Raw genomic sequence first — 22,811 nt, forward strand, 5'->3', positions numbered from 1 at the left:
CATCCGGGAGCAAGCTCCCTTCTGTCCGCTCGACTTGCATGTATTAGGCACGCCGCCAGCGTTCGTCCTGAGCCAGGATCAAACTCTCCGAAAAAATACAAAACCGAAGTTTTGTTTTTCGTCAGCGTTTGACTGACTACCTATGATGTATCATAGGATTTTTTATAAAAATTCGAATTAACAGGTACGTTTTGTCTTGTTTAGTTTTCAAAGATCATTTTTTTAAAATGGAGCGGGTGATGAGAATCGAACTCACGACATCAGCTTGGAAGGCTGAGGTTTTACCACTAAACTACACCCGCGTGGTTAAATGTTATTGGCGCGCCCGAGAGGAGTCGAACCCCTAACCTTTTGATCCGTAGTCAAACGCTCTATCCAATTGAGCTACGGGCGCTTAATCAGGCGACTTAATTATCTTAACATATCGTTTTTATTAAGTCAACATCTTTTTAAAGTTTGTTTGTCGTATCTGTCTGAGCATCAGTGTTTCAGATGCGTCATCAGCGACGAATAAAAATATACCATGGATCATACAAAAGGGTCAATACATTTTTCTAAAAAAGTTTAATGTTTTTTAAGAAGTGCTCTTTTGTTAGATAAATAGAGTTTCAATCGCCCTATTTTCATTTCTTTCTTCATAATTCTAATGATTCTTAAATAAAATCTTTCTAAATCCAAAGGAGGACAAAACATGGTCACCTAGAATTTTTATTTATTGGAAAATTCTTAATATTTTCCATGCATTTAAAGGAGGTAGGAGATGATGAAAAAGTTTGTCGCTTTTCAAATCATGATCGCTTTGGTGATAGGAGCTCTTATCGGCCACTTCTTCCCTGATTTCGGAATGGCACTGCGGCCCATTGGGGATGGCTTTATCCGATTGATTAAAATGATTGTAGTCCCTATTGTTTTCTCTACGATTGTCATCGGCGCAGCTGGCAGCGGTGGAATGAAGAAAATGGGCAGTCTCGGATTAAAGACAATCATTTGGTTTGAAGTCATTACGACCATCGTTCTTGGAATCGGGCTTTTATTGGCCAACGTGTTAAAGCCAGGCGTTGGACTCGATTTCTCTCAATTAGCTAAGAAAGATATTGGGGAACTCGATGGTTATACTCAAAAGGTCGTCGATTTTAAACAGATGGTTTTAGACATCATTCCAACCAATATCATCGATGTCATGGCTCAGAATGATTTACTAGCAGTGATTTTCTTCGCTATTTTATTCGGTGTAGCCGCAAGCGGTATTGGGAAAGCTTCTGCTCCTGTCCTTACCTTCTTTGAATCAGTAGCACAAATTATGTTTAAGCTCACACAAATGGTCATGGTGACAGCTCCTATTGGAGTTTTAGCATTAATGGCAGCTTCTGTTGGACAATACGGCATTGTTTTACTCATTCCTATGATGAAACTTGTTGGCACTGTCTTCTTAGGATTGTTTATTATTCTATTTGTTTTGTTCCCTCTTGTCGCACTGATCTTCCGTTTTAACTACTTCGAAGTGTTGAAAATGATTTGGGATTTGTTTTTGGTTGCCTTTTCTACTACAAGTACAGAAACTGTTCTTCCACAGCTCATGTCACGGATGGAGAAATACGGCTGTCCAAAAAGAATCGTTTCCTTCGTCATCCCGTCAGGTCTTTCTCTTAATTGCGATGGTTCAAGTTTATATTTATCGGTTTCCTGTGTGTTTCTTGCACAAGCGTTTGGTGTCGATATGAGTTTATCACAGCAGCTCCTCATGATGCTTGTCCTTGTTTTAACAAGTAAAGGCATTGCAGCTGTCCCGTCTGGCTCACTTGTCGTTCTTTTGGCAACAGCTCATGCAGTAGGTCTGCCAGCAGAAGGTGTCGCTATTATCGCCGGGGTTGACCGGATTATGGATATGGCTCGAACAGGCGTGAATGTTCCTGGACATGCGGTTGCCTGTATTGTCGTTTCTAAATGGGAAAAAGTATTCCGAGAGTCTGCATGGGAAGTTCCAAAAGCAGGTGAAGAAACAAAAGGAATGTAATGTTTTTTATGAAGGAAAGGGATCGCCCTTTCCTTTTTTTATGGCAAAAATGTCTGCTTCAGCACGGCTTTACCTTCTTGTTGCAACTGCACCTCCGCATATGCTCCGTTAATGAGGGTCATTTGCGGAGGTACGTGTCCACAATCAATATCGTAAACAATCGGTATGTGTAATTCTTTATGCAATTCTTCATATAGATCCGTATATTCATATCCTTCCACAGGAGTGTCCACTGCACTCCTGCCAAACATGATGCCAGAGCAATGATCAAACCAGCCTGCTAGTTTTAATTGAACAAGAGACCTCTTCATGCTCGCAGCATTTAATTCACAGTTTTCAAAATACCATAGAATGGGTTCACCTTTCAGGTATGTTTCTTGAAAAGCTTTGACATCTCCAAAAGGCGTGCCAGCTAAGTGCCGGATCACATCAATACAGCCACCCATCAGTCTTCCCTTCATCGTCGTCTCTAAGTGATCAACAGTACGCCATGCGGTTGGCTCGGTTAAATGAAAGACATGAATGCTTGTATGGTCATACTGCCATTCCTTTTGATACATATCAGAAGAAAATTGAGTAACGTCCTTTTTCTCTGGAGTGGAAAGTATTTGTTCCCACATAGCCGTCACCTGATCAAGCTCTTCCCCCTGAAGATCCACCAGATTCGGTCCATGCGCTGTCGCAATGCCTGTGTTTAATGTCAAAGCTAATAGAAGGAGACTTGTATCTGAGTAACCAAGAATCCACTTTTTTTGCATCACTGAGAAATCAAGATGCTCTAACACTTCAATAAGCAGCTGTCCGCCCCATGGCGGGATGATGTGGTCAATCTCATGACAAGTCATCATCCGCTGTAACTCATTTGCTCGTATGATTGCAGGGGCAGATTTCGCTTTTTCCTGCTGCCATACTGTCTCTCCACATATGACTTCATAGCCTCTTTTTTTCATCCGATCGCAAGACAGTTGAAACATCTCATGCAAAGAGGGCTGCACACCTGAGGAAGGTGCTGTCACACCAATTGTTTGTCCCTTTTTCAAATGCGGATACTGGATCACCCTGCTCACCTCCACCTTCTATGAATCTCTCATCTATTCATTGTAAAGAAAATTCCCCTTCTCCAAGGGGAATCTCGTCTTACTCTCTCTGACGCAGGACAGTATATACACCTGCGAAAATACACAAAATCCCAACAAACGAACGTAAGCCCATCTCTTCACCTAGAAGCATCCATCCAAGGACCGTGCCAACGATTGGTTGAAAGAAGAAAAACAGACCACCGCTTGAAGCGTCCATCAGTTGAAGCCCTCTATTCCACAAAAAGAAAGCAAGGGCCGTTGAGATGATACCTAGATACAGAATGCCGCCCCATATTTCCGGTCTTGCCATTTGCTGCACATCAAGATGAGGCAAACGAAACAAGACAGGTGGTGTTAATACGATAAAGGCCACAATGATCGCATATGTTGTCGTCACTACTTGAGGATACTTTCCTGGAACTCGTTTCAAAAGAACAGACATGAGCGCCCATGTTAATGCAGCAATAACCAGTGAAAGACCGCCAACAAACTCATCCGTTTGAACAGCGACAGGCCCAATCATCATCAGTACACCTACTGTAGCAAGCAGAATGGAGACACACTTTCTCATTGTGAAAGATTCTTTTAATAGAAAGAAAGCGAAAAGCACCATAAAAGCAGGTGTGGCCGATGTGATGACGGCACCCATTTGTGCAGACGTATACATTGTGCCAATTTCTTGGGTCACGATCGAGAGAAAGTTGCCAATCAATCCAATCGCCACAATCAGCGGGATATCCTGTTTATCTAACCGAAAAGAGTAGCCCAAACGCCAAATCGTGAACACAAGAACGACTCCAGCTATTGCATATCTCATCCAGACGAGCTCAAGTGGCGGGACCACCGCAACTGTTACTTTGACCACTACATACATACCGCCCCAAATACTAGCAGCTAACGCTAAGTAAAGGGCTCCTATATATTTTTCATTCATTTTTTCCCCTCCGTTACTGGATATATTCACTGCGATATCCATAAACGGAGATCACTCTCCGTTATGGACGGAGGTGATTTGGTACATCATGTTCAAATAAAGGCTTCCATTGCATATCAGTCACCCCAATTGTTTTTATTTTCTGATTACTTTATAACAAAATCTGGTTCACTTCAATCCTTTTTTATCACCCATGTTTCTTCATATAATAGAAGTTCAATAGGATTGACATGATGAATTCGTTTTCTTATAGTAAGTAAAACAATTGATGTTTACACAGAAAAGGAGTAGAGGTCTTTGGATGTTGAAGCTAGGAAACACATTCCCACTGCCGGAAACGAACCGTTTCTTGAGGGAATAAAAGATTGTGTGCCAACCTTGCTTGGTTATATGAGCATTGGGTTTGCCTTTGGAATTGTTGGCATTAGTTCGCAGTTAAGTATATGGGAAATCGCGCTGCTCTCTATCTTTATTTATGCTGGCGCTTCACAGTTTATCATCTGTGCATTACTTGTGACAGGAAGCCCCCTTTCCGCTATTATTTTCACCACGTTCATTGTCAATTTACGGCATTTGTTACTCAGCCTTACGCTTGCCCCCCATTTTACACGCTACTCTGTAAAGCAGAACATCGGGTTTGGTCTTCTGCTTACTGATGAATCCTTTGGCGTAGCGATGAATAAATTAGCACAGCAAGGAAAATTGAATAACAGATGGATGCATGGACTGAATATTACAGCTTATTTATGCTGGATTGCTGCATGTACACTTGGCGGAATATTCGGACACTGGATTTCAAATCCAGAGGCGCTTGGTCTTGATTTTGCCCTATCCGCGATGTTTGCTGCGCTGCTCATTCTTTCTTTACAGACGGTGCCAAAAAATAAGCTAACCCATCGCTTGTCACTTGTTTTATATATGTTTGTTGCGATGTTTGTGCTGCTTCATTTTGTTCCTTCACACGTGGCTGTTTTGTTGGCAACTGTGCTTGTTGCCACTATTGGGGTGGTGACAGATAAATGATTAGTAGTTTTATGTTATGGCTCATTCTTGGCTGTATGATTGTGACTATCATCCCAAGAGTCGTTCCATTTTTATTTGTAAGGAGTATCCAGATGCCAGAAGTGGTGCTCAAATGGTTATCGTTTATCCCTATTTGTATATTTACCGCTTTGATTGCAGAGCATCTTTTCATACATACTACAGCAGGCGTCACCATTCACTGGATGTACCTTGCTGTCTTGGTTCCAACTGTGTTAATCGCTATTTGGACAAAAAGCTTGTCCCTCACCGTTCTAGTAGGCGTCATGCTGATGGGCACAGCTAGATGGTTTTTCTAATAGAAAAAGCTTAACCGGATGCGGTTAAGCTTTTTTCATTTTACGATACCGTATATAAAGCCGTCATAGCCTTTTTCGCCAACAGTTTGAATAGCGGTTGCTTCTATTCTCGACTCTTGTTTGAGTAAATTGAAAAATTCACGCGTTCCCTTCACTCGCTCATCTTGATCAGAGGCATGGAGAACTGCCCCATTTCTGACCACATTGTCTGCAATAATGACTGTTCCCTTTTTTGAGAAATGTAACGCCCACTTCAAATATTGCGGGTTGTTTGGTTTGTCTGCATCAATGAAAATCAAATCGAACGGAAGCGTATCCTGCTCTTTTAACTGAGATAAAGTATCTAACGCTTTTCCTTGTAAAATGGTGACACGTTCTGCTAGGCCTGCTCTGTCTATGTTTTGCTGTGCGGTTTCTGCATGATGACTGACAGCCTCTAATGTCATGAGTTCTCCATCCGATTCAAGTGCACGGGCAAGCCAATGGTACTATAACCGCCAAGTGTACCGATTTCTAAAATGCGCTTTGCACCCCTGGTTTTTGCTAACAAATAAAGCAGTTTTCCTTGGGCCGGCGACACATCTATTTCTGGTAACCCGGCTTGCTTATTCTTGATAAGAGTTTGCTCCAATACGTCATCTTTGGCCATCAATTTGTCTTTGATATACTCGTCAACTTTCCCCCATACTTGCTTCATTTCATCCATCTCCCTTGATCATGTCTTCTGTTATAAGTCTACATGATGATAGTGAGCGCGTATAATCAATTCTTTTCACACATCTATTCATTTTATTGATGAAAGACATGTCATGAGGGAGACATGAAGCAGTGTCCTGTATTCGAATTTACTCGTTCAGGTGATTTTTCAAATCCCCTTTTTTATCTTGAAGCTTTCCTTTGGCTTGATCCTTTTTCCCTTCTGACTTCAGTTTTTGATGATCTGTTGCTTCGCCAAGCTTCTCTTTCAATTGACCTTTGGCTTGATTCGTTTTTCCTTTTGCTTTATCCATATGTCCTTTTTCTTCACTCATTTGTTCCACCTCCACATTTGATACTATTCATTTAGCCTTTTTGACAAATACAAAACATCTGAGTGTGCGATCCCATGAAACTACAGCAACAAGAAAATCCAGCCAAGGTCGGCTGGATTAAAGAATAATGATCTATAAGATAGACTTAAAAGCTTTAACCTGTTTTACTCTGATCGTACTCGACCAGATCACCTAGAATTTCATCAATTTGATTCATCAATTCAGCTTCAATTTTCACCTCAGATGCTAAAGCATTCTCCCTCACCTGTTCTGGAATAGAAGCACCGATAATTGCTGCAGAAACGTTCTGATTTTGCAGTACCCATGCTATCGCAAGCTGAGCGAGAGTAAGATCAACCTCTTGTGCGACAAGCATAAGCTTTTGGATCGCCTCTAAGGTGTTATTATTCATCCAGCGTTGAGCAAGGTTTTTAAAAAAAGGTTTTCCAGCAGTTGAGTTAGCACGTGAATTAGTCGGAAGTGATTTTCCAGGGAGATACTTTCCAGTAAGGATTCCCTGGGCCAAAGGCGACCATACGACCTGCCCAAGTCCTTCACGCTGGCAGGTCGGTATTACATCACTTTCAATGATTCTCCATAACATGGAGTATTGAGGTTGGCTGGCGATTAGAGGAACATTTAGCTCTCGGGCAAGCACTGCCCCTCGAGTAATTTGTTCTGCTGTCCACTCACTTACACCAATATAGTTCACTTTTCCCTGTCTTACTAGATCAGCAAAAGCTAACATCGTTTCTTCCAGAGGCGTAGTTGGATCAAACCTGTGTGCATAGTAAATATCAATATAATCCGTTTGTAAACGTCGCAAAGAGGCATGACAGTTTTCCATGATATGCTTGCGTGATAATCCTCTATCGTTTTTCCCAGTACCGGTTGGATGACATACTTTTGTACAAAGTTCAATGCTTTCACGCCGGATCCCTTTTAAAGACCTGCCTAGTATCTCTTCAGCCTTGGTGTCTGAATAAACATCAGCAGTATCAAACGTCGTAATACCAACATCAAGAGCAGCTTCCACACAATCATGGGCAGTATCGTCATTTATCTTACCACCATGATTAATCCAATTTCCGTATGCAAGTTTACTAATTGTTAATCCACTATTTCCAAGTTTACTATACTTCATAACAATGTCCCCCTTTTGAAAGAATACTTTCATTATAAAAAGAGGCCATTAATATGTATAATATATATATCCTGATAGATATATATATATTTTATATAATTAAAATAGTTCCATTAAAAAGCGCAAAACTGTTTAATAACAATCCTTCTTCATCATTTTACACAATAAGCAAGTATGAAATTTACTGGGGGCTTAAAGATGGATTTGAGACAAATACGGTATTTTATAATGGTTGCTGAAGAACTAAATTTTAGCCGAGCAGCTGAACGTCTTAAAATGGCACAGCCTCCATTAAGTCAAGAAATTCGCAAATTAGAAGAACAGTTAGGTGTTACGCTTTTTCATAGAACGAGAAGACAGGTTGAACTTTCAGATTCGGGGAGAGTATTTTTAGAAGAAGCCCGCCGTACGCTCCTTCAAGTAGATAGAACGATTAAAGCAACACAACTTGCAGATGACGGAAAAATAGGGCATTTAACGATCGGTTTCGTTGATTCTACTGATATTGTGATTGATATTATTAAAAGGTTTCGAGAAAGTTTCCCTAACATTCATCTTGTCTTATGTGAAATGGCTACAGAACAGCAGTTAAAAGCACTACATAAGAAAGAAATTCAAATAGGATTTATTCGTTCTAACCAAAATAATAAGATACTTACCTCAGAAATCTGTTGTGAGGAATCCTTAAGCTTGGTTTTGCCAGAAAACCATCCTTTAGCTTCATTTCCCAAAGTTCCAATTCATTTATTAGCCAATGAACCATTTATCATGTTTCCGCGTCATCTAGGTGCTGCATTTTACGATTTAATTATCAGTTACTTTTGGGAAAATAACATAAGTTTAAACGTAGTTCAGGAAGCTATTCAAATGCATACGATTGTGAATTTAGTTGCTGCAGGAATGGGAATCTCTGTCGTTCCATCCTCAGTAGAAAGCGTAAAACGCTCAGGGGTTGTTTATAGAAAAATCCAAGAAACGACACCAAGAGTAAATTTATATGTTTCATGGAGACATGATGAAACGTCAACCGTCGCTGAGCACTTTTTAACAGTTGTGAGAGAAGCTTATTTAAGTTCTCAGGCTAAATCATGAGAATCCAGCTAGAGCCTGCTGGATTAAAAAATAATGTTTTATAAGACAGGCTTAAAAGCTTTCACCTGCTATGTACACGTTTCAGGTATGATAGACATAACGACAAGAAAGGTTGGTGTTCTATGATTATCGCTGAAAACATATTTACTGTTCGTGACTTGACCTATCGTATTCGGTCTGCTGCAATTGGCGATGCCAAGCAGTTATCAGCGCTCAGGCTGAAAATCGATGGTGAAACAGAATATTTAGACCGTGAACCAGGCGAAGCCTTTCTTCATGAAAAAGATTTCGAGGTGTTGATTCAAGAGGATACCAAACAAAGCAGGCATTTATTTTTGGTCGCTGATATTGAAGGAGACATTGTTGGCTTCTCAAGATGTGAGGGACATTCACTCAAACGCTTTGCTCACAAAGTGACTTTTGGCGTCGCCATTCAAAAGGATGTTTGGGGCTATCACATTGGCAAAGAGCTTTTAGCCGCTTCTATTGACTGGGCAGATCAGCAAGGCATTCAGAAGATGTCACTTGAAGTGCTGGAAACGAACCAAAAAGCCATTCGCTTATATGAGCACCATGGCTTTCTGATTGAAGGGGTATTAAAAAATGATAAACGTCTGGCAGATGGACTTTATTACAATACTGTTGTGATGGGCAGGCAGCGGCCAAGCTTCTGACACCTTACATGACATAGCCCCATACCATTGAAACCGCACTGTAAATTAGAAGCAGCCCCATGACATACTGGAACGGTCTTTCGTAAGCAGTCAAAAACCGCTTATACAAAGAGCCAAATAGGCTCCAGCTGAATGTACCGAGAAAACCAATAAGTGCGAGAATCAGCGTCCATATGACATACTGCATATTAGATTGTCCATATGGCAAAACAAATGTTGAAATCACGGTCAATCCATACAAAATCGCTTTTGGGTTGATAAATTGCAGCATCATACCAGGGACAAAATGATTGTAATGATCAAGTGTTTCGTCATCCCCGCCTTTACTTTTCATGATTTTGACCGCTAAATAAATCATGTATGCAGCTCCAATGAACGCCATGACCCACCCTATTTTCGGCATCACTTGATAGAGAATGATATTAAAAAAGCAACTCAAACACAAAATAACGAGAAATCCGATACCCACACCTAAACAAAAACGAAATGTTTGCTTAACCCCATATTTATTCGTAAACACCATGGCCATGATATTGTTTGGCCCTGGGGTAAAGCTACTCACAAAAGCATAGATCAACATAGAAAGAATCAAAATTGCCGCCCCCCTTGTACGTTATTAAGACTTTAATTACTTTATTGCGTATGTTACGCTTTATTGTAACGTTTGGTCTTTATAAAGTAAATAGAGAAAGGAGTTTTTTTCATGGAAGATGTACAATCGATTATTTCTAAAAATGTGAGGCTTCTTAGAGACCAAAAGAAATTAAGCCTCGAAAAGATGGCAGAATTAACTGGTGTCAGCAAAACCATGATTGGACAAATTGAAAGAGGAGAATCAACCCCTACCATCACGACTTTGTGGAAAATCGCGAACGGATTAAAGGTATCTTTTAGTGAGCTCATCCATGCACCACAGCCTGAAATCAAAGTAGTACGCCATGAGGATGCACAGATTTTAACGGAAGATGACGGGAGATATCGCGTATATACGACTTTTCCTTTTGATGATCGAGGGAAATTTGAAGTGTACCGAGTAGAAATTGATCCTGGCGGGTCGCTACATGCAAATGAACACATTGGCGGGACAGAGGAATTGATTACCGTTTTTGAGGGATCGCTTGATATATCCATTGGAGATGAACAGTATCGCTTAAAAGCCGGCGACTCCATTCGTTTTAAAGCAGACCGAACTCATACATATAAACAAATTGGAGAACAAATGGTCAGGCTGCAAATGATTCTTTATTATCCCCATTAAAAAAAGCTGACAGGCTTGTCCACCTGTCAGCTTTACATTTTATATTTAATTAAATCCTGGATCGCGTACAACCGTTCCAGTAAAGGTAACTCTATATTTTCCTAAACCTAACTCTTCAATTGACGATTGATAGAGAATACCGACCCATCCATCCTTTGCATATGTAATACTTGATGGGATGTTTGACGTCGTATATGTTCTCGTTTCCGAGACGGTTCGACTTGCTTGTACCGTTACTTCACTGCTTACTTTCCCCTTCGCTTCTACCGGGACAGCGGTGACACCCGCACCCGTTAAAACAATTGCTCCAACCAAAACAGAAGTCATGACCTTTTTCATACAAAAAATCCCTCCCTTTTTTTGTTGAACATATTAACCATACCATAATTTAGAACTTTCGTAAGTTATTTTTTCATTTTTTTGAAAATTATGATATGATTGTCTTATGCTGGATAGAGGGTGTTACATACTTCTATGCTTTTATCCTCACCTCGTTCTAGTGAAACAATTGATAACGGAGGTGATTTCATGAAAAAATGGCTTATCTGTTTTCAACTTGTTTTCCTCTTCACCTTGACGGCCACACCATTTGCTTCTGCATCCACATGCCCTACAGTGAAACCATGTATCGCTGAGCCTTAAACATAAGAAAAAGTCGATCAAGCCTATTCACTTGATCGACTTTTTTGTTATGCTTGCTCGGCTTCCCAGCGGGCAACCTCTTCTCTTACTTTAGGAGCCACTTCTTTTCCAAATAACTCAATAGCTTTCATCACTTGATCATGCGGCATCGAACCGACCGGTACGTGCAACATGAAGCGCGTAATGCCTACATTTTTTCGCAGATGTATCACTTTCTCTGCCACGGCATCTGGATCTCCTACATACAATGCACCTTCTAATGTTCTTGCTGCATCGAATGTAGAACGGGTATAAGGTCCCCATCCTCGTTCTCTTGCTAATGTATTCATGACATGCTGTGTAGAAGGGAAGAATTGATCTGCTGCCAATTCTGTTTCCTCCGCAACAAATCCATGTGAATGGGATGCCACCGTTAATTTCTCTGGATCATGTCCAGCGTGAATCGCAGCTTGCTTGTAGAGCTGCACTAGCGGTGCGAACTGTCTAGGGCTGCCGCCAATAATGGCAAGGACAAGTGGCAATCCTAATAATCCAGCACGTACGACAGATTCTCTGTTTCCTCCACTGCCAATCCAGATGGGAAGCGGATCTTGAACAGGTCTTGGATATACACCGACATCCTGAATGGAAGGACGGTGCTTACCGCTCCACGTCACATGCTCTGACTGCTGTAATTTCAACAGTAAATCTAGTTTTTCTTCAAATAATTCTTCATAATCATCTAAGTCATAGCCAAAAAGCGGGAACGATTCAATAAATGATCCACGGCCAGCCATGATCTCTGCACGCCCGTTAGAAAGGCCATCTAATGTCGCAAAATCTTGAAACACACGAACAGGATCTGCCGATGAAAGAACAGTTACGGCACTTGTCAGACGAATATTCTTTGTTTGCGTTGCCGCAGCTGCTAATACGACTGCTGGATTTGATGCGGCAAAATCTTCACGATGATGCTCTCCTACACCAAAAACGTCGAGACCCACTTGATCTGCTAAAATAATTTCTTCTACTACTTCACGAATACGCTGTGCGTGGCTGACTGTTTTTCCTGTTTGAAAATCAGGTGTTGTTTCTACAAATGTACTAATTCCTAGTTCCATGAATGGAACCCCCTATCTTATAAATATGTCACAAATTCAGAGACCGGCTTGCGGTAGCCTCTCGCTTGTCTGCTTTCTACTTTTTCTTTTCCGAGTGTAATCATTAATACAGGAACCAAATCTGATTCGATGTTTAACACCTTTTTCATTGCTTCGGGGTCAAAGCCGATCATTGGGCAAGTATCCCATCCCTTATTTTTGGCGGCAAGCATAAATAGCATGGCAGATAATGAAGCATTGCGAATCGCCTCTTCTTTCTGAAAGTCTGATCCTCTCTGCACATAAAAACTCATCGTCTCTCTGACCATTTCCTCATATTGTTGCGCATTTAAGATGCCGAGCATTTTTAGGCCTTCATAAATGTTTCCTGCTTGCTCATAAGCTTTCGGATCGCCGAGTACAATGATCGCTGCTGAAGCGGAATGCACCTTATATTGTCCAAATGCAGCATCTCTTACTTGCTCTTTAAGCGCTTCTGATTGGACGACGACATATTGCGTATGCTGTAAATTAAAGGCTGAAGGTGCCAGCTTCACTTCTTCAAAGATACTATTAAGCTCTTCTCTCGAAATCGAGATATTCGGCAAAAAATTTGATGCTGATCGTCTTTCACGTACCAATGTATCAAAGCTGTGTGTCATCTTGTTTCCCCTTTTCGTGAAGTTGTTTTGCACCTAAACCGATTTTTTTCAACCATTCAATGAGCTGCTCTTTTTCCTCCGTTTCGATAAAGGACAGATTTTGTGAAATGACATCTGTATGTTTTGGAAAAATATCGTCAAATAGCTGCTTCCCTTTATCTGTCAGTAATACATGGAATACACGTTTATCAGAAGGTGCACATTGTCTTTTGACTAATTCTTGTTTTTCTAATTTGTTGACCACATAGGTGATGCTCCCACTTGGAATGGATAGAATCTCACTAATTTTTTGAACGGGATGCGGTCCCTTACTATACAGTAATTCAAGAATTTGAAAGTTTTCAAATCCGATATCATAACGTTCAATGTCTTTTTGGATGTTTGCAAAAAGGGCATGGTAGGCTTTCATCCACACTCGGAAAAGCCTTAAGTCTAATTCCTGATCTTGCTGCACCATGGCAACTACTCCTTTTTCAATAAATCCTAAAACTAGGATAAATTTATCCTAACACTAGGATATTTTCTTGTCAACGTGTTTGTTTGATTAAAAAAAAGACCCCTTTGATTTAGTGGTCTTCTTTTAACACAAAATGCATTTCAGCAATTTGTTTGTATTGATTCACTTGTTGTAATGAAAATCTAGATTCCTGATCAGTTGGAGGGAAAAGAGGGATTCCTTTTCCAATCATGACAGGTGCGATTTGGAGATACAGCTCATCGACTAATTTTTCTTTTAATAATGCTTGAAGCAGTTCCCCGCCTCCTACTATCCAGATATGCTGCCCTTTTTCATTTTTTAAGTTGTGGATAAATGAGAGAACATCTTCACGAATGATACGGGTTCCTGTATGGCTGTCTTGTAAAGTGCGAGAAACGATATAACATGTCTTGTCTTCATAAGGAAACCCATCAGGTGAGAGCTTTAGAACCTGTTCATATGTGTTCCGTCCCATGATCAGCGTATCGACTGAAGCATAAAATTCCTCATATCTCGTATCCTCTTCGCCCTCTGTTCCTATGAGCCAATCTAAACGGTGATCATCCCTTGCTAAATATCCATCAATGCTCATTGCCCCATAAAATAGTAATTTCCTTTTCAATCTCACCACTCCCCGCCTGAAATAAGAACGTATATTCCCATTTTAACAGAAAGAATAGATAAATGATATATGATCCATTCGTTTCTTACGATTCCTGTTCTACCTTCATGAGAAGTTTGTACAAGATGTGTGCAAGCTGCCCCGCTTCGACTGTCATTCCTTCATGAATCCATTCCTCCAGTACACCAACAACACCAGACACAACAAATGAGGCCACAATCTGTTCATGCTCCGTAATTTGCCGCTGATCAAGCTGCCACTCTTTCATGATTTTTTCTTTAAAAAACGATTTAAATTGATTCGTCGTTGGGCTATTCGGTTTGACAAATAACGTCATCATGAATTGTTTTTCTTTTAAATACTCAGTTGTTTTGTTTAAAAAGGACAGCATATCAAGCGGGTCCTGGCTTGGAAACGATTCATCGTATAGTCCGCCAAGCTGATCGAATAGTTCCTTCTCAAGCTGTTCATGCAAATCAAACACATCTTGGTAGTGCAAATAAAAGGTCCCTCTTCCTAAATCCGCTCTTCTAGATAGCTCTGATACTGTAATTTGTTGAACATCTTTTTCCTTTAAAAGCTCAAGAAAGCTTTCTCGTATCGCCTTTTTGGTTTTGATTGTTCGTCTGTCCTTCATCAAACACCCTCCATTTTTGAACAATCTGGCTATACCTGTCTATTTATGAACAAGAGATCATTCATTGCCGATGTTCGGTTTATTTTCCTCTTATTATAATAGACACATGTTCAATAATCTATATCTGTTCAAAAAAAGGAGGACCATCATATGTTTCAATTCAGACTTGCTAGAGAGGATGAACTGCCTCAAGTGGCAGCGTTGTTAGATGATTCATTTCAGAACTATTCATTTTTTGATTTATTATGCGAAAAGGTTACCAAGCGTGCTGCTTTCGCCCGGCAGTTGCATTTGGTCAATACAAAGGTATATTTTCAGCATCAAATCTGTTTGGTCGGGGTTGAGAACGAGAAAATTGTGTCTGCCGCCCTGTTAAAACATCCCCGTCTTCCTGAGCCAGGACTCATGGATTATGTGTTATCTGGTGGGTTAAAGCTGCTCTTTACTGGTGGCATATCGGCGATTCAGCATGTGTTCCGTATGTTAAAGGAGGCAAAAAAAGCGTGTTCCTCCTTAAAGAAACCTTACTGGTATTTAGAAGCTCTTGTCGTTGCAAAAGACCAACAAGGAAAAAAACTTGGAAGCCGTATGTTAAAGCAATGTCTTTTCCCCTTTATCGCCCGGCAAGGCGGCGGACTGTTCACACTGATTACACACAACGAGGCCAATCGTCATTTCTATCGAAAAAATGGGTGGACGGAGTTTGATGAGAGAGTACTGCACGGAGAAGACATGTCGCTAGCAAGCTGGAGTTATAAAACCGTGATCAAATAAGGTATCTTCTTCAAGGGATGATATAATAGAAGCAGTTCAGACAATGATCATACTTGGAGGAGAGACTGATGATACGACGACTTGATCATATCGTGTTGACTGTACAACATATGGAGGAAACCATTCGCTTTTATACAAACGTATTAGGAATGAAGGAAGAAACTTTTGGAGAAGGCCGTAAAGCCCTTCGTTTTGGCTTACAAAAGATCAACCTTCATGAAGTGGGTCATGAATTTGAACCAAAAGCTGCTCATCCCCAGCCTGGATCTGCTGACTTGTGTTTTATCACCGATTTAGATATAGACAGTTTATTGCTTCATCTTCGAAAGCAGGTTGTTCCAATTGAAGAAGGTCCGGTCAGACGTTCTGGTGCATTAGGCCCGATTGAATCCATTTATATCCGTGATCCTGATATGAACTTAATTGAAATCTCCCGATATATAGAGGAGGCTGATCCATCATGACTCGGTTATTTTTGAGACCGATTGAAGAAAAAGATTATCCTGGTATTCATAGGGGATGCCAGCATGCAGAAACACTTTATATGACTGGCACACGCAAAACGTTCACACTAGAAGAAATTCGTTCAGCCTATACCCGTTTTCTGCTGGATGACAGTAGACGAGACTTTGCTATTTGTCTGCTAGACACGAAAGAAATGATCGGGGATGCGGCGATTGTGGATATTGATCCGATAAACCATACGGCAAGTTTCCGCATTGCGCTGCATGGTCCAGAGCATTTTCACAAAGGGTATGGTACTGAGGCTGTTCGGATGGTTCAAACATTTGCCTTTGAGACGTTAGAACTCAATCGGCTTGAGCTTGAAGTTTTTTCCCATAACCCACGAGCCTTTCGAAGCTATGAGAAAGCCGGATTTCAATATGAAGGAAAAAGACGTCAAGCGCTCTATTTCAACGGTGCTTATTCGGATGTCATCATGATGGGCATCCTTCGTGAGGAATACGATAGAATCAAATCATAAAGATGTCCCAGCCTACGATGGGTCATCTTTTTTAAACAAATGAACCCCTGTAACGATGATCACACAAATGATAGAAGAGAGAACGATAGAGACGCTTGATATGCTGAGCGCCATCCCTTCCCATCTACCAATGAAGAAACTGCCGATCAATAAGAGCAATCCAAACAAAGTGATACATATCGGAACAATCAGCCCGGCATGGCGATGACTGCGTCTTTTTCCTGCCCACCACGAGAGACAGAGTACAATGACAGTAAAAATAGCGGTTTGCAGCCAGAACATATCGCATCAACTCCTTTTCTTTTTTATCCTATGACAATGGAGGTTTTTCCAATGAATATTAGACCGATTCAAAAGCAGGACAATCCTTTTATCGCGGCCATTATCCGCCAGTCATTAGAATCAGCGAATCTTGCGATTGAAGGTACAGCCTACACAGACCCACACCTTGATCAGCTTTTCGAATACTATCAATCATTGACTCATGCAGCCTATTGGATTGCCGAAGAGCATGGTGAAATTGTTGGTGGCGTTGGCATTGCCCCTTTCACAGATGGCATTTGCGAGCTGCAAAAGCTTTATTTAAGCCCAAAAGCACAAGGCAAAGGTGCGGGCAAGAAACTGATGGATACGGCCCTGCAATATGCTGCTACATACTACGATGCTTGTTATTTAGAAACCCGCAGTGAATTAACAGCCGCTACTGGTCTTTATCAACGGTATGACTTCTCTCTTCTTCCTGCACCGATTGAAGGCTCAGAGCATTCTGCCATGGATGCTTGGTATCTCAAAACCTTTTCAGCGTGAGGCATAAAATAAACGATACGTCTTTGTCCACTGAAAACCTAGCTTCTCTGCCAATTTGGCCGAGGCTGCATGATGGACATCGCAATCCCAATGCGGTGTCCTTCCTTTTTCAACACAGATGCTGATCATTTGCTGAGCTGCTAACAAAGCCAACCCTCTTCCACGGCAGGCTTCATCTGTCCAAATATCGATTTCCACACGTTTTTCACTTAAAAAAATAGAGATACATTCACTGACCACATCTTCACCATTTAAGATGGCAACTCCGACGCCATTAGATAAAAAGTGATCTACTCCTCCCCAATATGCTTCATAATAGCTGGATGGAAATACTTTGCTTGCGGCAATGACTTGTTCATTCGTGCGTTTGATCATTTCGTCTTGATCAGGCACAATCAGATCAGGAGAGGTCAAGTCATAAGAATACGCATGTCTTTGCATTTCATTCAGTTGGGAACCGAAGCATTTTTTCATCATCTCATCTGATGCTGGATTTGCTGAAAACAAAGTGAACCGTCTGTTCTCTCTTTTCTGCTTTTTATAAACATCCACAATGAACGTTGAACATAATGAAAGTGCTGCATCTGTCTTGCCTGCGACATAATAAATGCCGGTTGTCGTCCCTACAAAATAGACACACGGGTGATCTCGGTGATCCACATATAAATCTCCTTGTATCACGCCATCGAGTATCGCATCTACGAACACTGGATAGGCAGGATCTACCCGCCGAATTTCCTCTTTTACCGCTCCTGTCCTTTGTTGATCTACAAGATACAACATCATTCCTCCATTCACAAACGAGTATCTTTTCATTATAAAGGAAAGCCGCAGACACGCGGTGAATCTTTGCAACAAAAAGAATTCTTCTGCATCAAAGCAACATTCAATCGCATTCACTTTCATCTATTGCTATGCTCATTATGAGAGGAGGTTTATGGATGAAATTTCGTTTGATCTGGAATCAAGAAAAGGATGTGACGGAAGTAGACGTCATCAGCCATCCACATAATCAAGAACGTTTACAAAAGATGGCATCAATGCTGGAGACTAGTACATCTCTAACGGTCAAAGATCCAAAAAATGATCGGCAGTCTCTTTTACCATTAGAACAAATTGAAGCGATCTCTGCGCTTGGACATCTGTCAAAGGTGATCACGACTCAGGGTACGACGTATTTTCTCAGTAAACGGCTGAAGGATCTGAAGTCGTTAGAGCGTGAACATTTCTATCGTATCAACAATGCAGTCATTCTCAATTTAGCGCAAGTCGACAGCTTTGTCGCTGGTACGTACGCTCGCTTAGAGGTCGAAACCATCTCGAAAAACAGCTACACCGTCAGTCGTCATTACGCCAAATATATAAAGGAGCGATTCAAATGATCAAGGAACTGAAACATCAATTTATGCAAACAGCTTTTGTCTCTATCGTATGGCTGTCACTCATCCTGTCAATCACTCAATGGTCATCCTCTATCCCTTTTCATTACGTGTGGCACATCATTGCCATCGGTACTCTGGCAGGCATCGTCTTTGGGGTCATGTATCCTTTACTATGGAACTACTTTACCTTTCCAGCACCCATCAACATTCTCATCTCCACTGTCGTCAATTTAGGGTTTCAAGTAGTAGCCGTCGCTTTATATTCGACTACACTGCTCGAATGGATCATGCCTTATTTTATCGGTATAGCCTTTCTCACATTAATAGGCCATATCATCGCCTTTCTGTTTTACAAAAAACAACAAAATCAAAAACTGGCGCAGGCACTGAATCACCTGAAGCCGCAGCCTTAAAAAAAGAGACCTTATTTGAAAGGTCTCTTTTCTATTATTCTCCTGATGCCTCTTCTGTCACCTTCCCCTTCCAAATAAGGGTTAAGCCTAATCCAAGAAATAAGACAACACCTGCAAACAGGAATGGGAAATGAATATTTTGATCGAATAATATGCCGCCAAGTGCCGGGCCAAAAATCGTACCAAGGCTTGTGTAGGTGGAGTTCATCCCTGCGACAAATCCTTGCTGATTGCCAGCGATTTTTGATAAGAAGGTCGTGAGTGCAGGGCGCAATAAATCGAACGCAAGGAAAATCACACACGTCACGATCAGCACAACCATAAAGCCTGACACGACTGTGGAAACCAAAGCGAGGACTGCTCCAACAATCAAGCATAGTTGAATAACTCGTTTCTCCCCAAGCGCATTCACCATTTTACCAAACACGAGGACTTGGATGATGACGGCTACAATTGAACTGACGGTAATGATAATCGCAATATCTTTCGGACCAAATCCAAACTTGTGATTTGTAAACAAGCTAAAGACCGTTTCATATGCAGATAGTCCAAACGCCAGCACAAACACAATGATGAAGGCGATGAGATAGCTTGGATGAATCGATTTTTTCAAGTCTTTAAAGAAGGTCGATTCCTTCACTTGATCCATTTGTTTCTCTCGCTCTTCTTTTGTTAATGGTTCCTTCAGCATAAACATAGACGAAATCACAGCAATAAATGCAATCCCTGCTGCAAAGAAAAACGGCAGGCGAACGCCATATTCTGCAATAAATCCGCCAATTCCCGGGCCGATGATAAATCCGGTACTAATAGCAGCGGATACATACCCCATTGCCTTTGATCTTTCTTGAACAGTCGTGATATCGGCGACATAAGCGGTGACAGCCGGCATGATAAATGCTGCACTAATACCGCCAAGAACCCTTGCAAAATACAGAACATATACGTGTGTTCCTAAGCCAAAAACGAGTTCTGATAACGCAAATAGAAAAAGGCCTGACACGATCATGATCTTTCTTCCATAGCGGTCTACCCATCTCCCTGCAACAGGTGATGCGATGAGCTGTGCAACGGCAAACGCCGCCACAAGATATCCCATCGTACTGCCCGTTAAATGCATGACATTCATAAAGAGCGGCATGACAGGTATAATAAGACCGATACCTAAAAACGCAATAAATATATTACTTAATAAAATAACAAGTACGGCTTTTTGCTCACGAATCGGTTTTTGCATGATGTTTGTTTCCCCTTTACTGACTCACTTGTTACTCATGATGGTTGATTCCGTGAATAAACAATGAGATCGCCTCTTTTTGTAATTCCTTTTTCTGCTGCATCGTGTCGTTTTTATATAACACGTCTAATCCATAGAATACGGAAAGTAATATTTTCACTTTTGATTCAACATGCTGAATCGACCAGCTGCCATCTTCGTTTCCTTCAAGCAGGATGTCTCGCATTACATCATCAAAGTCTACATCAATCTTGTTCAGCCGCTCCATGACTTCATCTGATGTAAATGCACTGGCACAGAATTCTTCACTTGCTCTCATTAAAGGATAGTTAATCCCCATTTGACTAAGCAGCTCTGCAAACCCTGCGAGCTTATCAATGGCCCGGTGCAGCGTTTGTTTCTCTTCATGCCACGTCTCCATCATGAATCGATGATCCTCTTCCATAATATGAAGGAACAAAAACTCTTTTCCTTTAAAATGATGATAGAGGTTGCCTTTACTAATCTCAGCCGCCTCTAGAATATCTCGCACGGATGTTTCGGAATATCCTTTTTTCGCAAATAAATCACGTGAAGCGGTGACAATCTTCTGCTTCGTCTTTTCACTTTTTCCAGCCCCGCTTTGTGTACTTGTCATCTATGAACAATCCCTTCTACCTTGCTTTTCTTCACATGGACAAATAAAACCGACCAGTTGGTTTATTTTTTTATTATAAATGGAGATCGCCCATAATACAATGAAAAAGGCATCGACTTCCTAAGGAGTGAATCTAAGTGAAAACAAACAAAACGATCATTTATGCCATCACCAAAAAGGACGTATACTTGTTTTTCTTTTATAACCTGTTATGAATGCTTAGGGATAACAGGAAGTACTCTTTGTCCATTGTTGATGAGAAAATGGAGGTAGAGGTCATTTTCTCATTAGTCTATCCTCCTTTTATTTAATTTTCCTTAACATTTAACTTCACTTAAATATTAAGATCACATATAATATAGGAGAAAAGAGGTGATGCAATTGGATGAGGATATCATTCATTACAGCAAAAAAATCATTGAGTACTCAAACGCACTAGGCTCTATCTATGTAGAAGAGTATCAACGATTCTTGAAAAATGAGTATGCAGATTTAACAAGCAAACAAGAACTGACCCTTGAATTGCTGCGGTCGAAGACGAGAACAATCAATGAACTAGCTGATTATTTCTCCATTTCATCTAGTGCCGCTAGCCAGCTCATATCAAAGCTTGAACAGCTTGGATATGTGAAAAGAGAGATTAATCCACATAACCGTAGAGAAATCATTGTTGATTTTGCTCAAAAGGGCCATGACTATCATAAAGATATTGAAAAAATTCAGCTGCATCTTATTCAAAAATACTATGCCAAGCTTTCAAAAGAAGATCTAAAAACATTATTATCGCTTTACGAAAAAATCTATCAAATTGCGAAAGAAACGCCTTAACCCGGCGTTTCATGCATGAATATGTAAGTTAGATAAACGATGAAAGGGATGATCAAATGGACAGGATTCATTTGCAAGATGGACGTCATATTGGTTTGTCTCAATACGGTGATCTTGAAGGATTCCCAGTATTCTTTTTTCATGGGACACCTGGATCGAGAGTGATGTTTTTAGATGATGATCCAATCTCAAAAGAGCTTGGCATTCGTCTCATTTCTTTAGACAGACCTGGTTTTGGTTTATCTGATCCGCAACCTAACCGTACCATTTTAGACTGGGCAAAAGACGTACAGGAAGTGGCAGATCATCTTGACATCTCCCATTTTTCAGTGATTGGTGTCTCTGGAGGCGGGGCATTCGCTGCTGGTTGTGCCTATCAATTGCCAGATCGCATTCTTTCGGCTGCTCTCGTCTCAAGTACCACCCCATTTCAGGATGGTAAACCGCCTAAAAGTATGCTAAAAGAGAACAAGATTGCCTTTTTCCTCAGTAAAAGAATGCCTTGGCTCTTAAAGGCAAGTTATCGCGCTCAGAAAAAACTAATTGAAAAAAAACCAGAGAAATTCAAGAAACTAACGAAAAAAGGGAACAAACATTTACATCCATCGGATCGGCAATTTCTTCAAACCGATGAGCAACTGGAGCTGATGATGATGCATTTATACGAAGCCACTCGTCAATCGGTTGATGAATGTATTTATGAGCCAGATTTACTGTCGCGGTCATGGGCATTCGATATGAAAGATATACAAATCCCTGTGGATGTCTGGCATGGAAAAGAGGATCAGATGGCCCCTTTTGAAGAGATAGAAAGCATTGCTCCGAACATTCCAAACGCCAAAACGCACTATATCGAGCAAGCAGGACATTTTCTTACTGATATAGATGATGTTTGGAGAGACATTTTACTCTCTTTAAAAAAACGGGCTGAACATCAGGTACACATATAAAAAAAGACCCAATGATAGGGACTGACCCCATAAGATGAGACAAATAAAAAACACCTTCAAGTTTGAAAACGGATCGTTGTGATCCGAAATAAAACATGGAGGTGTTTTTTCT

General features: G+C 40.9%; 29 protein-coding genes, 2 tRNA genes, 1 rRNA gene and 1 pseudogene. 14 read left to right on the forward strand and 19 right to left on the reverse strand.

What is annotated here, in order from left to right; all coding sequences use genetic code 11:
* From M2369_RS18935 to M2369_RS18945, 3 genes are all read right to left on the reverse strand, one after another.
* Nucleotides 1-94: ribosomal RNA gene (locus M2369_RS18935) — 16S ribosomal RNA — on the reverse strand; the annotation flags it as partial.
* Nucleotides 95-228: 134 nt separating this feature from the next.
* Nucleotides 229-302 (reverse strand) — tRNA-Gly (locus M2369_RS18940).
* A gap of 15 nt (nucleotides 303-317) precedes the next feature.
* A tRNA-Arg gene (locus tag M2369_RS18945) sits at nucleotides 318-394 on the reverse strand.
* Nucleotides 395-763: 369 nt separating this feature from the next.
* On the opposite strand from M2369_RS18945, the gene gltP reads away from it, so the two are divergent.
* Nucleotides 764-2,014, forward strand: a complete 1,251-nt coding sequence (gene gltP / locus M2369_RS18950) for a glutamate-aspartate/proton symporter GltP (RefSeq protein WP_024719154.1) — start codon at nucleotides 764-766, stop codon at nucleotides 2,012-2,014.
* 38 nt (nucleotides 2,015-2,052) lie between these two features.
* Here the strand turns inward: gltP and M2369_RS18955 are convergent, their stop codons facing one another.
* Nucleotides 2,053-3,072 (reverse strand): S66 family peptidase, encoded by a 1,020-nt coding sequence (locus M2369_RS18955; RefSeq protein ID WP_259255624.1) that lies wholly within the window; start codon nucleotides 3,070-3,072, stop codon nucleotides 2,053-2,055.
* Between the two features lie 79 nt (nucleotides 3,073-3,151).
* Nucleotides 3,152-4,027, reverse strand: coding sequence for a DMT family transporter (locus M2369_RS18960; RefSeq protein WP_144716604.1), 876 nt, complete (start codon nucleotides 4,025-4,027; stop codon nucleotides 3,152-3,154).
* A 297-nt stretch (nucleotides 4,028-4,324) separates the two neighbouring features.
* Between M2369_RS18960 and M2369_RS18965 the strand changes: the two genes are divergently transcribed.
* Nucleotides 4,325-5,050 (forward strand): AzlC family ABC transporter permease, encoded by a 726-nt coding sequence (locus M2369_RS18965; RefSeq protein ID WP_007496390.1) that lies wholly within the window; start codon nucleotides 4,325-4,327, stop codon nucleotides 5,048-5,050.
* The gene (locus M2369_RS18970; RefSeq protein WP_041092890.1) at nucleotides 5,047-5,367 is read left to right on the forward strand and encodes an AzlD domain-containing protein; all 321 of its coding nucleotides are present in this window, start codon (nucleotides 5,047-5,049) and stop codon (nucleotides 5,365-5,367) included. The genes M2369_RS18965 and M2369_RS18970 overlap by 4 nt, the downstream gene beginning before the upstream one ends.
* 35 nt (nucleotides 5,368-5,402) lie before the next feature.
* Here the strand turns inward: M2369_RS18970 and M2369_RS18975 are convergent.
* From M2369_RS18975 to M2369_RS18985, 3 genes and pseudogenes are all read right to left on the reverse strand, one after another.
* Nucleotides 5,403-6,064 (reverse strand): annotated as a pseudogene (locus M2369_RS18975) (O-methyltransferase).
* Nucleotides 6,065-6,212: 148 nt separating this feature from the next.
* Nucleotides 6,213-6,398, reverse strand: a complete 186-nt coding sequence (locus M2369_RS18980; protein ID WP_012009048.1) for a CsbD family protein — start codon at nucleotides 6,396-6,398, stop codon at nucleotides 6,213-6,215.
* 154 nt (nucleotides 6,399-6,552) lie between these two features.
* Entirely contained in the window at nucleotides 6,553-7,542 is a 990-nt protein-coding gene (locus tag M2369_RS18985; protein ID WP_259255625.1) for an aldo/keto reductase family protein, read from the reverse strand.
* Nucleotides 7,543-7,740: 198 nt separating this feature from the next.
* Here M2369_RS18985 and M2369_RS18990 point away from each other — a divergent pair, with 198 nt between their 5' ends.
* Entirely contained in the window at nucleotides 7,741-8,634 is an 894-nt protein-coding gene (locus tag M2369_RS18990) for a LysR substrate-binding domain-containing protein (RefSeq protein ID WP_160758202.1), read from the forward strand.
* Nucleotides 8,635-8,756: 122 nt separating this feature from the next.
* Nucleotides 8,757-9,308 (forward strand): GNAT family N-acetyltransferase, encoded by a 552-nt coding sequence (locus tag M2369_RS18995; protein ID WP_096881064.1) that lies wholly within the window; start codon nucleotides 8,757-8,759, stop codon nucleotides 9,306-9,308.
* Nucleotides 9,309-9,312: 4 nt separating this feature from the next.
* Here the strand turns inward: M2369_RS18995 and M2369_RS19000 are convergent, their stop codons facing one another.
* Complete coding sequence (locus M2369_RS19000) at nucleotides 9,313-9,900, reverse strand: LysE family transporter (RefSeq protein WP_259255626.1); 588 nt, start codon at nucleotides 9,898-9,900, stop codon at nucleotides 9,313-9,315.
* Between the two features lie 111 nt (nucleotides 9,901-10,011).
* On the opposite strand from M2369_RS19000, the gene M2369_RS19005 reads away from it, so the two are divergent.
* Complete coding sequence (locus M2369_RS19005; RefSeq protein WP_041507617.1) at nucleotides 10,012-10,566, forward strand: helix-turn-helix domain-containing protein; 555 nt, start codon at nucleotides 10,012-10,014, stop codon at nucleotides 10,564-10,566.
* Nucleotides 10,567-10,611: 45 nt separating this feature from the next.
* Here M2369_RS19005 and M2369_RS19010 read toward each other — a convergent pair whose 3' ends face one another.
* From M2369_RS19010 to M2369_RS19035, 6 genes are all read right to left on the reverse strand, one after another.
* Complete coding sequence (locus M2369_RS19010; protein WP_058214391.1) at nucleotides 10,612-10,905, reverse strand: hypothetical protein; 294 nt, start codon at nucleotides 10,903-10,905, stop codon at nucleotides 10,612-10,614.
* A gap of 350 nt (nucleotides 10,906-11,255) precedes the next feature.
* Nucleotides 11,256-12,308 carry an LLM class flavin-dependent oxidoreductase gene (locus M2369_RS19015; RefSeq protein WP_163116489.1) on the reverse strand — a complete coding sequence of 351 codons (1,053 nt, stop codon included), beginning with the start codon at nucleotides 12,306-12,308 and terminating at the stop codon, nucleotides 11,256-11,258.
* A gap of 17 nt (nucleotides 12,309-12,325) precedes the next feature.
* Nucleotides 12,326-12,949: a nitroreductase family protein gene (locus tag M2369_RS19020; RefSeq protein ID WP_039170198.1), complete on the reverse strand. Its 624-nt coding sequence runs from the start codon at nucleotides 12,947-12,949 to the stop codon at nucleotides 12,326-12,328.
* Nucleotides 12,933-13,406: a MarR family winged helix-turn-helix transcriptional regulator gene (locus M2369_RS19025; RefSeq protein WP_007496406.1), complete on the reverse strand. Its 474-nt coding sequence runs from the start codon at nucleotides 13,404-13,406 to the stop codon at nucleotides 12,933-12,935. The genes M2369_RS19020 and M2369_RS19025 overlap by 17 nt, the downstream gene beginning before the upstream one ends.
* A 109-nt stretch (nucleotides 13,407-13,515) precedes the next feature.
* Nucleotides 13,516-14,019, reverse strand: a complete 504-nt coding sequence (locus M2369_RS19030) for a dihydrofolate reductase family protein (protein ID WP_061420843.1) — start codon at nucleotides 14,017-14,019, stop codon at nucleotides 13,516-13,518.
* A 115-nt stretch (nucleotides 14,020-14,134) separates the two neighbouring features.
* Complete coding sequence (locus M2369_RS19035; RefSeq protein WP_024719167.1) at nucleotides 14,135-14,686, reverse strand: TetR/AcrR family transcriptional regulator; 552 nt, start codon at nucleotides 14,684-14,686, stop codon at nucleotides 14,135-14,137.
* A gap of 150 nt (nucleotides 14,687-14,836) precedes the next feature.
* Here M2369_RS19035 and M2369_RS19040 point away from each other — a divergent pair, with 150 nt between their 5' ends.
* From M2369_RS19040 to M2369_RS19050, 3 genes are all read left to right on the forward strand, one after another.
* Nucleotides 14,837-15,460 carry a GNAT family N-acetyltransferase gene (locus M2369_RS19040; protein WP_259255627.1) on the forward strand — a complete coding sequence of 208 codons (624 nt, stop codon included), beginning with the start codon at nucleotides 14,837-14,839 and terminating at the stop codon, nucleotides 15,458-15,460.
* A gap of 68 nt (nucleotides 15,461-15,528) precedes the next feature.
* Nucleotides 15,529-15,924 carry a VOC family protein gene (locus tag M2369_RS19045; RefSeq protein ID WP_061418110.1) on the forward strand — a complete coding sequence of 132 codons (396 nt, stop codon included), beginning with the start codon at nucleotides 15,529-15,531 and terminating at the stop codon, nucleotides 15,922-15,924.
* Nucleotides 15,921-16,445 carry a GNAT family N-acetyltransferase gene (locus M2369_RS19050; protein ID WP_024719169.1) on the forward strand — a complete coding sequence of 175 codons (525 nt, stop codon included), beginning with the start codon at nucleotides 15,921-15,923 and terminating at the stop codon, nucleotides 16,443-16,445. Before M2369_RS19045 ends, M2369_RS19050 begins: the two co-directional genes overlap by 4 nt.
* A 12-nt stretch (nucleotides 16,446-16,457) precedes the next feature.
* On the opposite strand, the gene M2369_RS19055 is transcribed toward M2369_RS19050, so the two are convergent.
* The gene (locus tag M2369_RS19055; protein ID WP_168948738.1) at nucleotides 16,458-16,727 is read right to left on the reverse strand and encodes a YesK-like family protein; all 270 of its coding nucleotides are present in this window, start codon (nucleotides 16,725-16,727) and stop codon (nucleotides 16,458-16,460) included.
* Between the two features lie 51 nt (nucleotides 16,728-16,778).
* Between M2369_RS19055 and M2369_RS19060 the strand changes: the two genes are divergently transcribed.
* On the forward strand, nucleotides 16,779-17,252 hold the full coding sequence (locus M2369_RS19060) for a GNAT family N-acetyltransferase (RefSeq protein WP_008346715.1): 474 nt from the start codon (nucleotides 16,779-16,781) through the stop codon (nucleotides 17,250-17,252).
* Here M2369_RS19060 and M2369_RS19065 read toward each other — a convergent pair.
* Nucleotides 17,244-18,032, reverse strand: coding sequence for a GNAT family N-acetyltransferase (locus tag M2369_RS19065; RefSeq protein WP_061418104.1), 789 nt, complete (start codon nucleotides 18,030-18,032; stop codon nucleotides 17,244-17,246). The two genes, M2369_RS19060 and M2369_RS19065, sit on opposite strands and share 9 nt — an antisense overlap.
* 161 nt (nucleotides 18,033-18,193) lie before the next feature.
* Here M2369_RS19065 and M2369_RS19070 point away from each other — a divergent pair, with 161 nt between their 5' ends.
* Both M2369_RS19070 and M2369_RS19075 read left to right on the forward strand, forming a co-directional pair.
* Nucleotides 18,194-18,634 carry a LytTR family DNA-binding domain-containing protein gene (locus tag M2369_RS19070; RefSeq protein ID WP_024719172.1) on the forward strand — a complete coding sequence of 147 codons (441 nt, stop codon included), beginning with the start codon at nucleotides 18,194-18,196 and terminating at the stop codon, nucleotides 18,632-18,634.
* Nucleotides 18,631-19,047, forward strand: coding sequence for a hypothetical protein (locus M2369_RS19075; RefSeq protein WP_259255628.1), 417 nt, complete (start codon nucleotides 18,631-18,633; stop codon nucleotides 19,045-19,047). The genes M2369_RS19070 and M2369_RS19075 overlap by 4 nt, the downstream gene beginning before the upstream one ends.
* A gap of 34 nt (nucleotides 19,048-19,081) precedes the next feature.
* Here the strand turns inward: M2369_RS19075 and M2369_RS19080 are convergent, their stop codons facing one another.
* Together M2369_RS19080 and M2369_RS19085 are read right to left on the reverse strand one after the other, a co-directional pair.
* The gene (locus tag M2369_RS19080; RefSeq protein ID WP_249855919.1) at nucleotides 19,082-20,284 is read right to left on the reverse strand and encodes an MFS transporter; all 1,203 of its coding nucleotides are present in this window, start codon (nucleotides 20,282-20,284) and stop codon (nucleotides 19,082-19,084) included.
* Between the two features lie 31 nt (nucleotides 20,285-20,315).
* A complete protein-coding gene (locus M2369_RS19085) occupies nucleotides 20,316-20,921 on the reverse strand; it encodes a TetR/AcrR family transcriptional regulator (protein WP_007496429.1) in 606 nt (201 codons plus the stop codon).
* Between the two features lie 375 nt (nucleotides 20,922-21,296).
* Here M2369_RS19085 and M2369_RS19090 point away from each other — a divergent pair, with 375 nt between their 5' ends.
* Together M2369_RS19090 and M2369_RS19095 are read left to right on the forward strand one after the other, a co-directional pair.
* Complete coding sequence (locus M2369_RS19090) at nucleotides 21,297-21,749, forward strand: MarR family winged helix-turn-helix transcriptional regulator (protein ID WP_061418093.1); 453 nt, start codon at nucleotides 21,297-21,299, stop codon at nucleotides 21,747-21,749.
* Between the two features lie 56 nt (nucleotides 21,750-21,805).
* On the forward strand, nucleotides 21,806-22,699 hold the full coding sequence (locus M2369_RS19095) for an alpha/beta fold hydrolase (protein ID WP_041507605.1): 894 nt from the start codon (nucleotides 21,806-21,808) through the stop codon (nucleotides 22,697-22,699).
* Nucleotides 22,700-22,811: the final 112 nt, after the last annotated feature.

Origin of the sequence: Bacillus sp. JUb11 (assembly GCF_024807925.1) — a bacterium.
GTDB classification, from domain to species: Bacteria; Bacillota; Bacilli; order Bacillales; family Bacillaceae; genus Bacillus; species Bacillus altitudinis.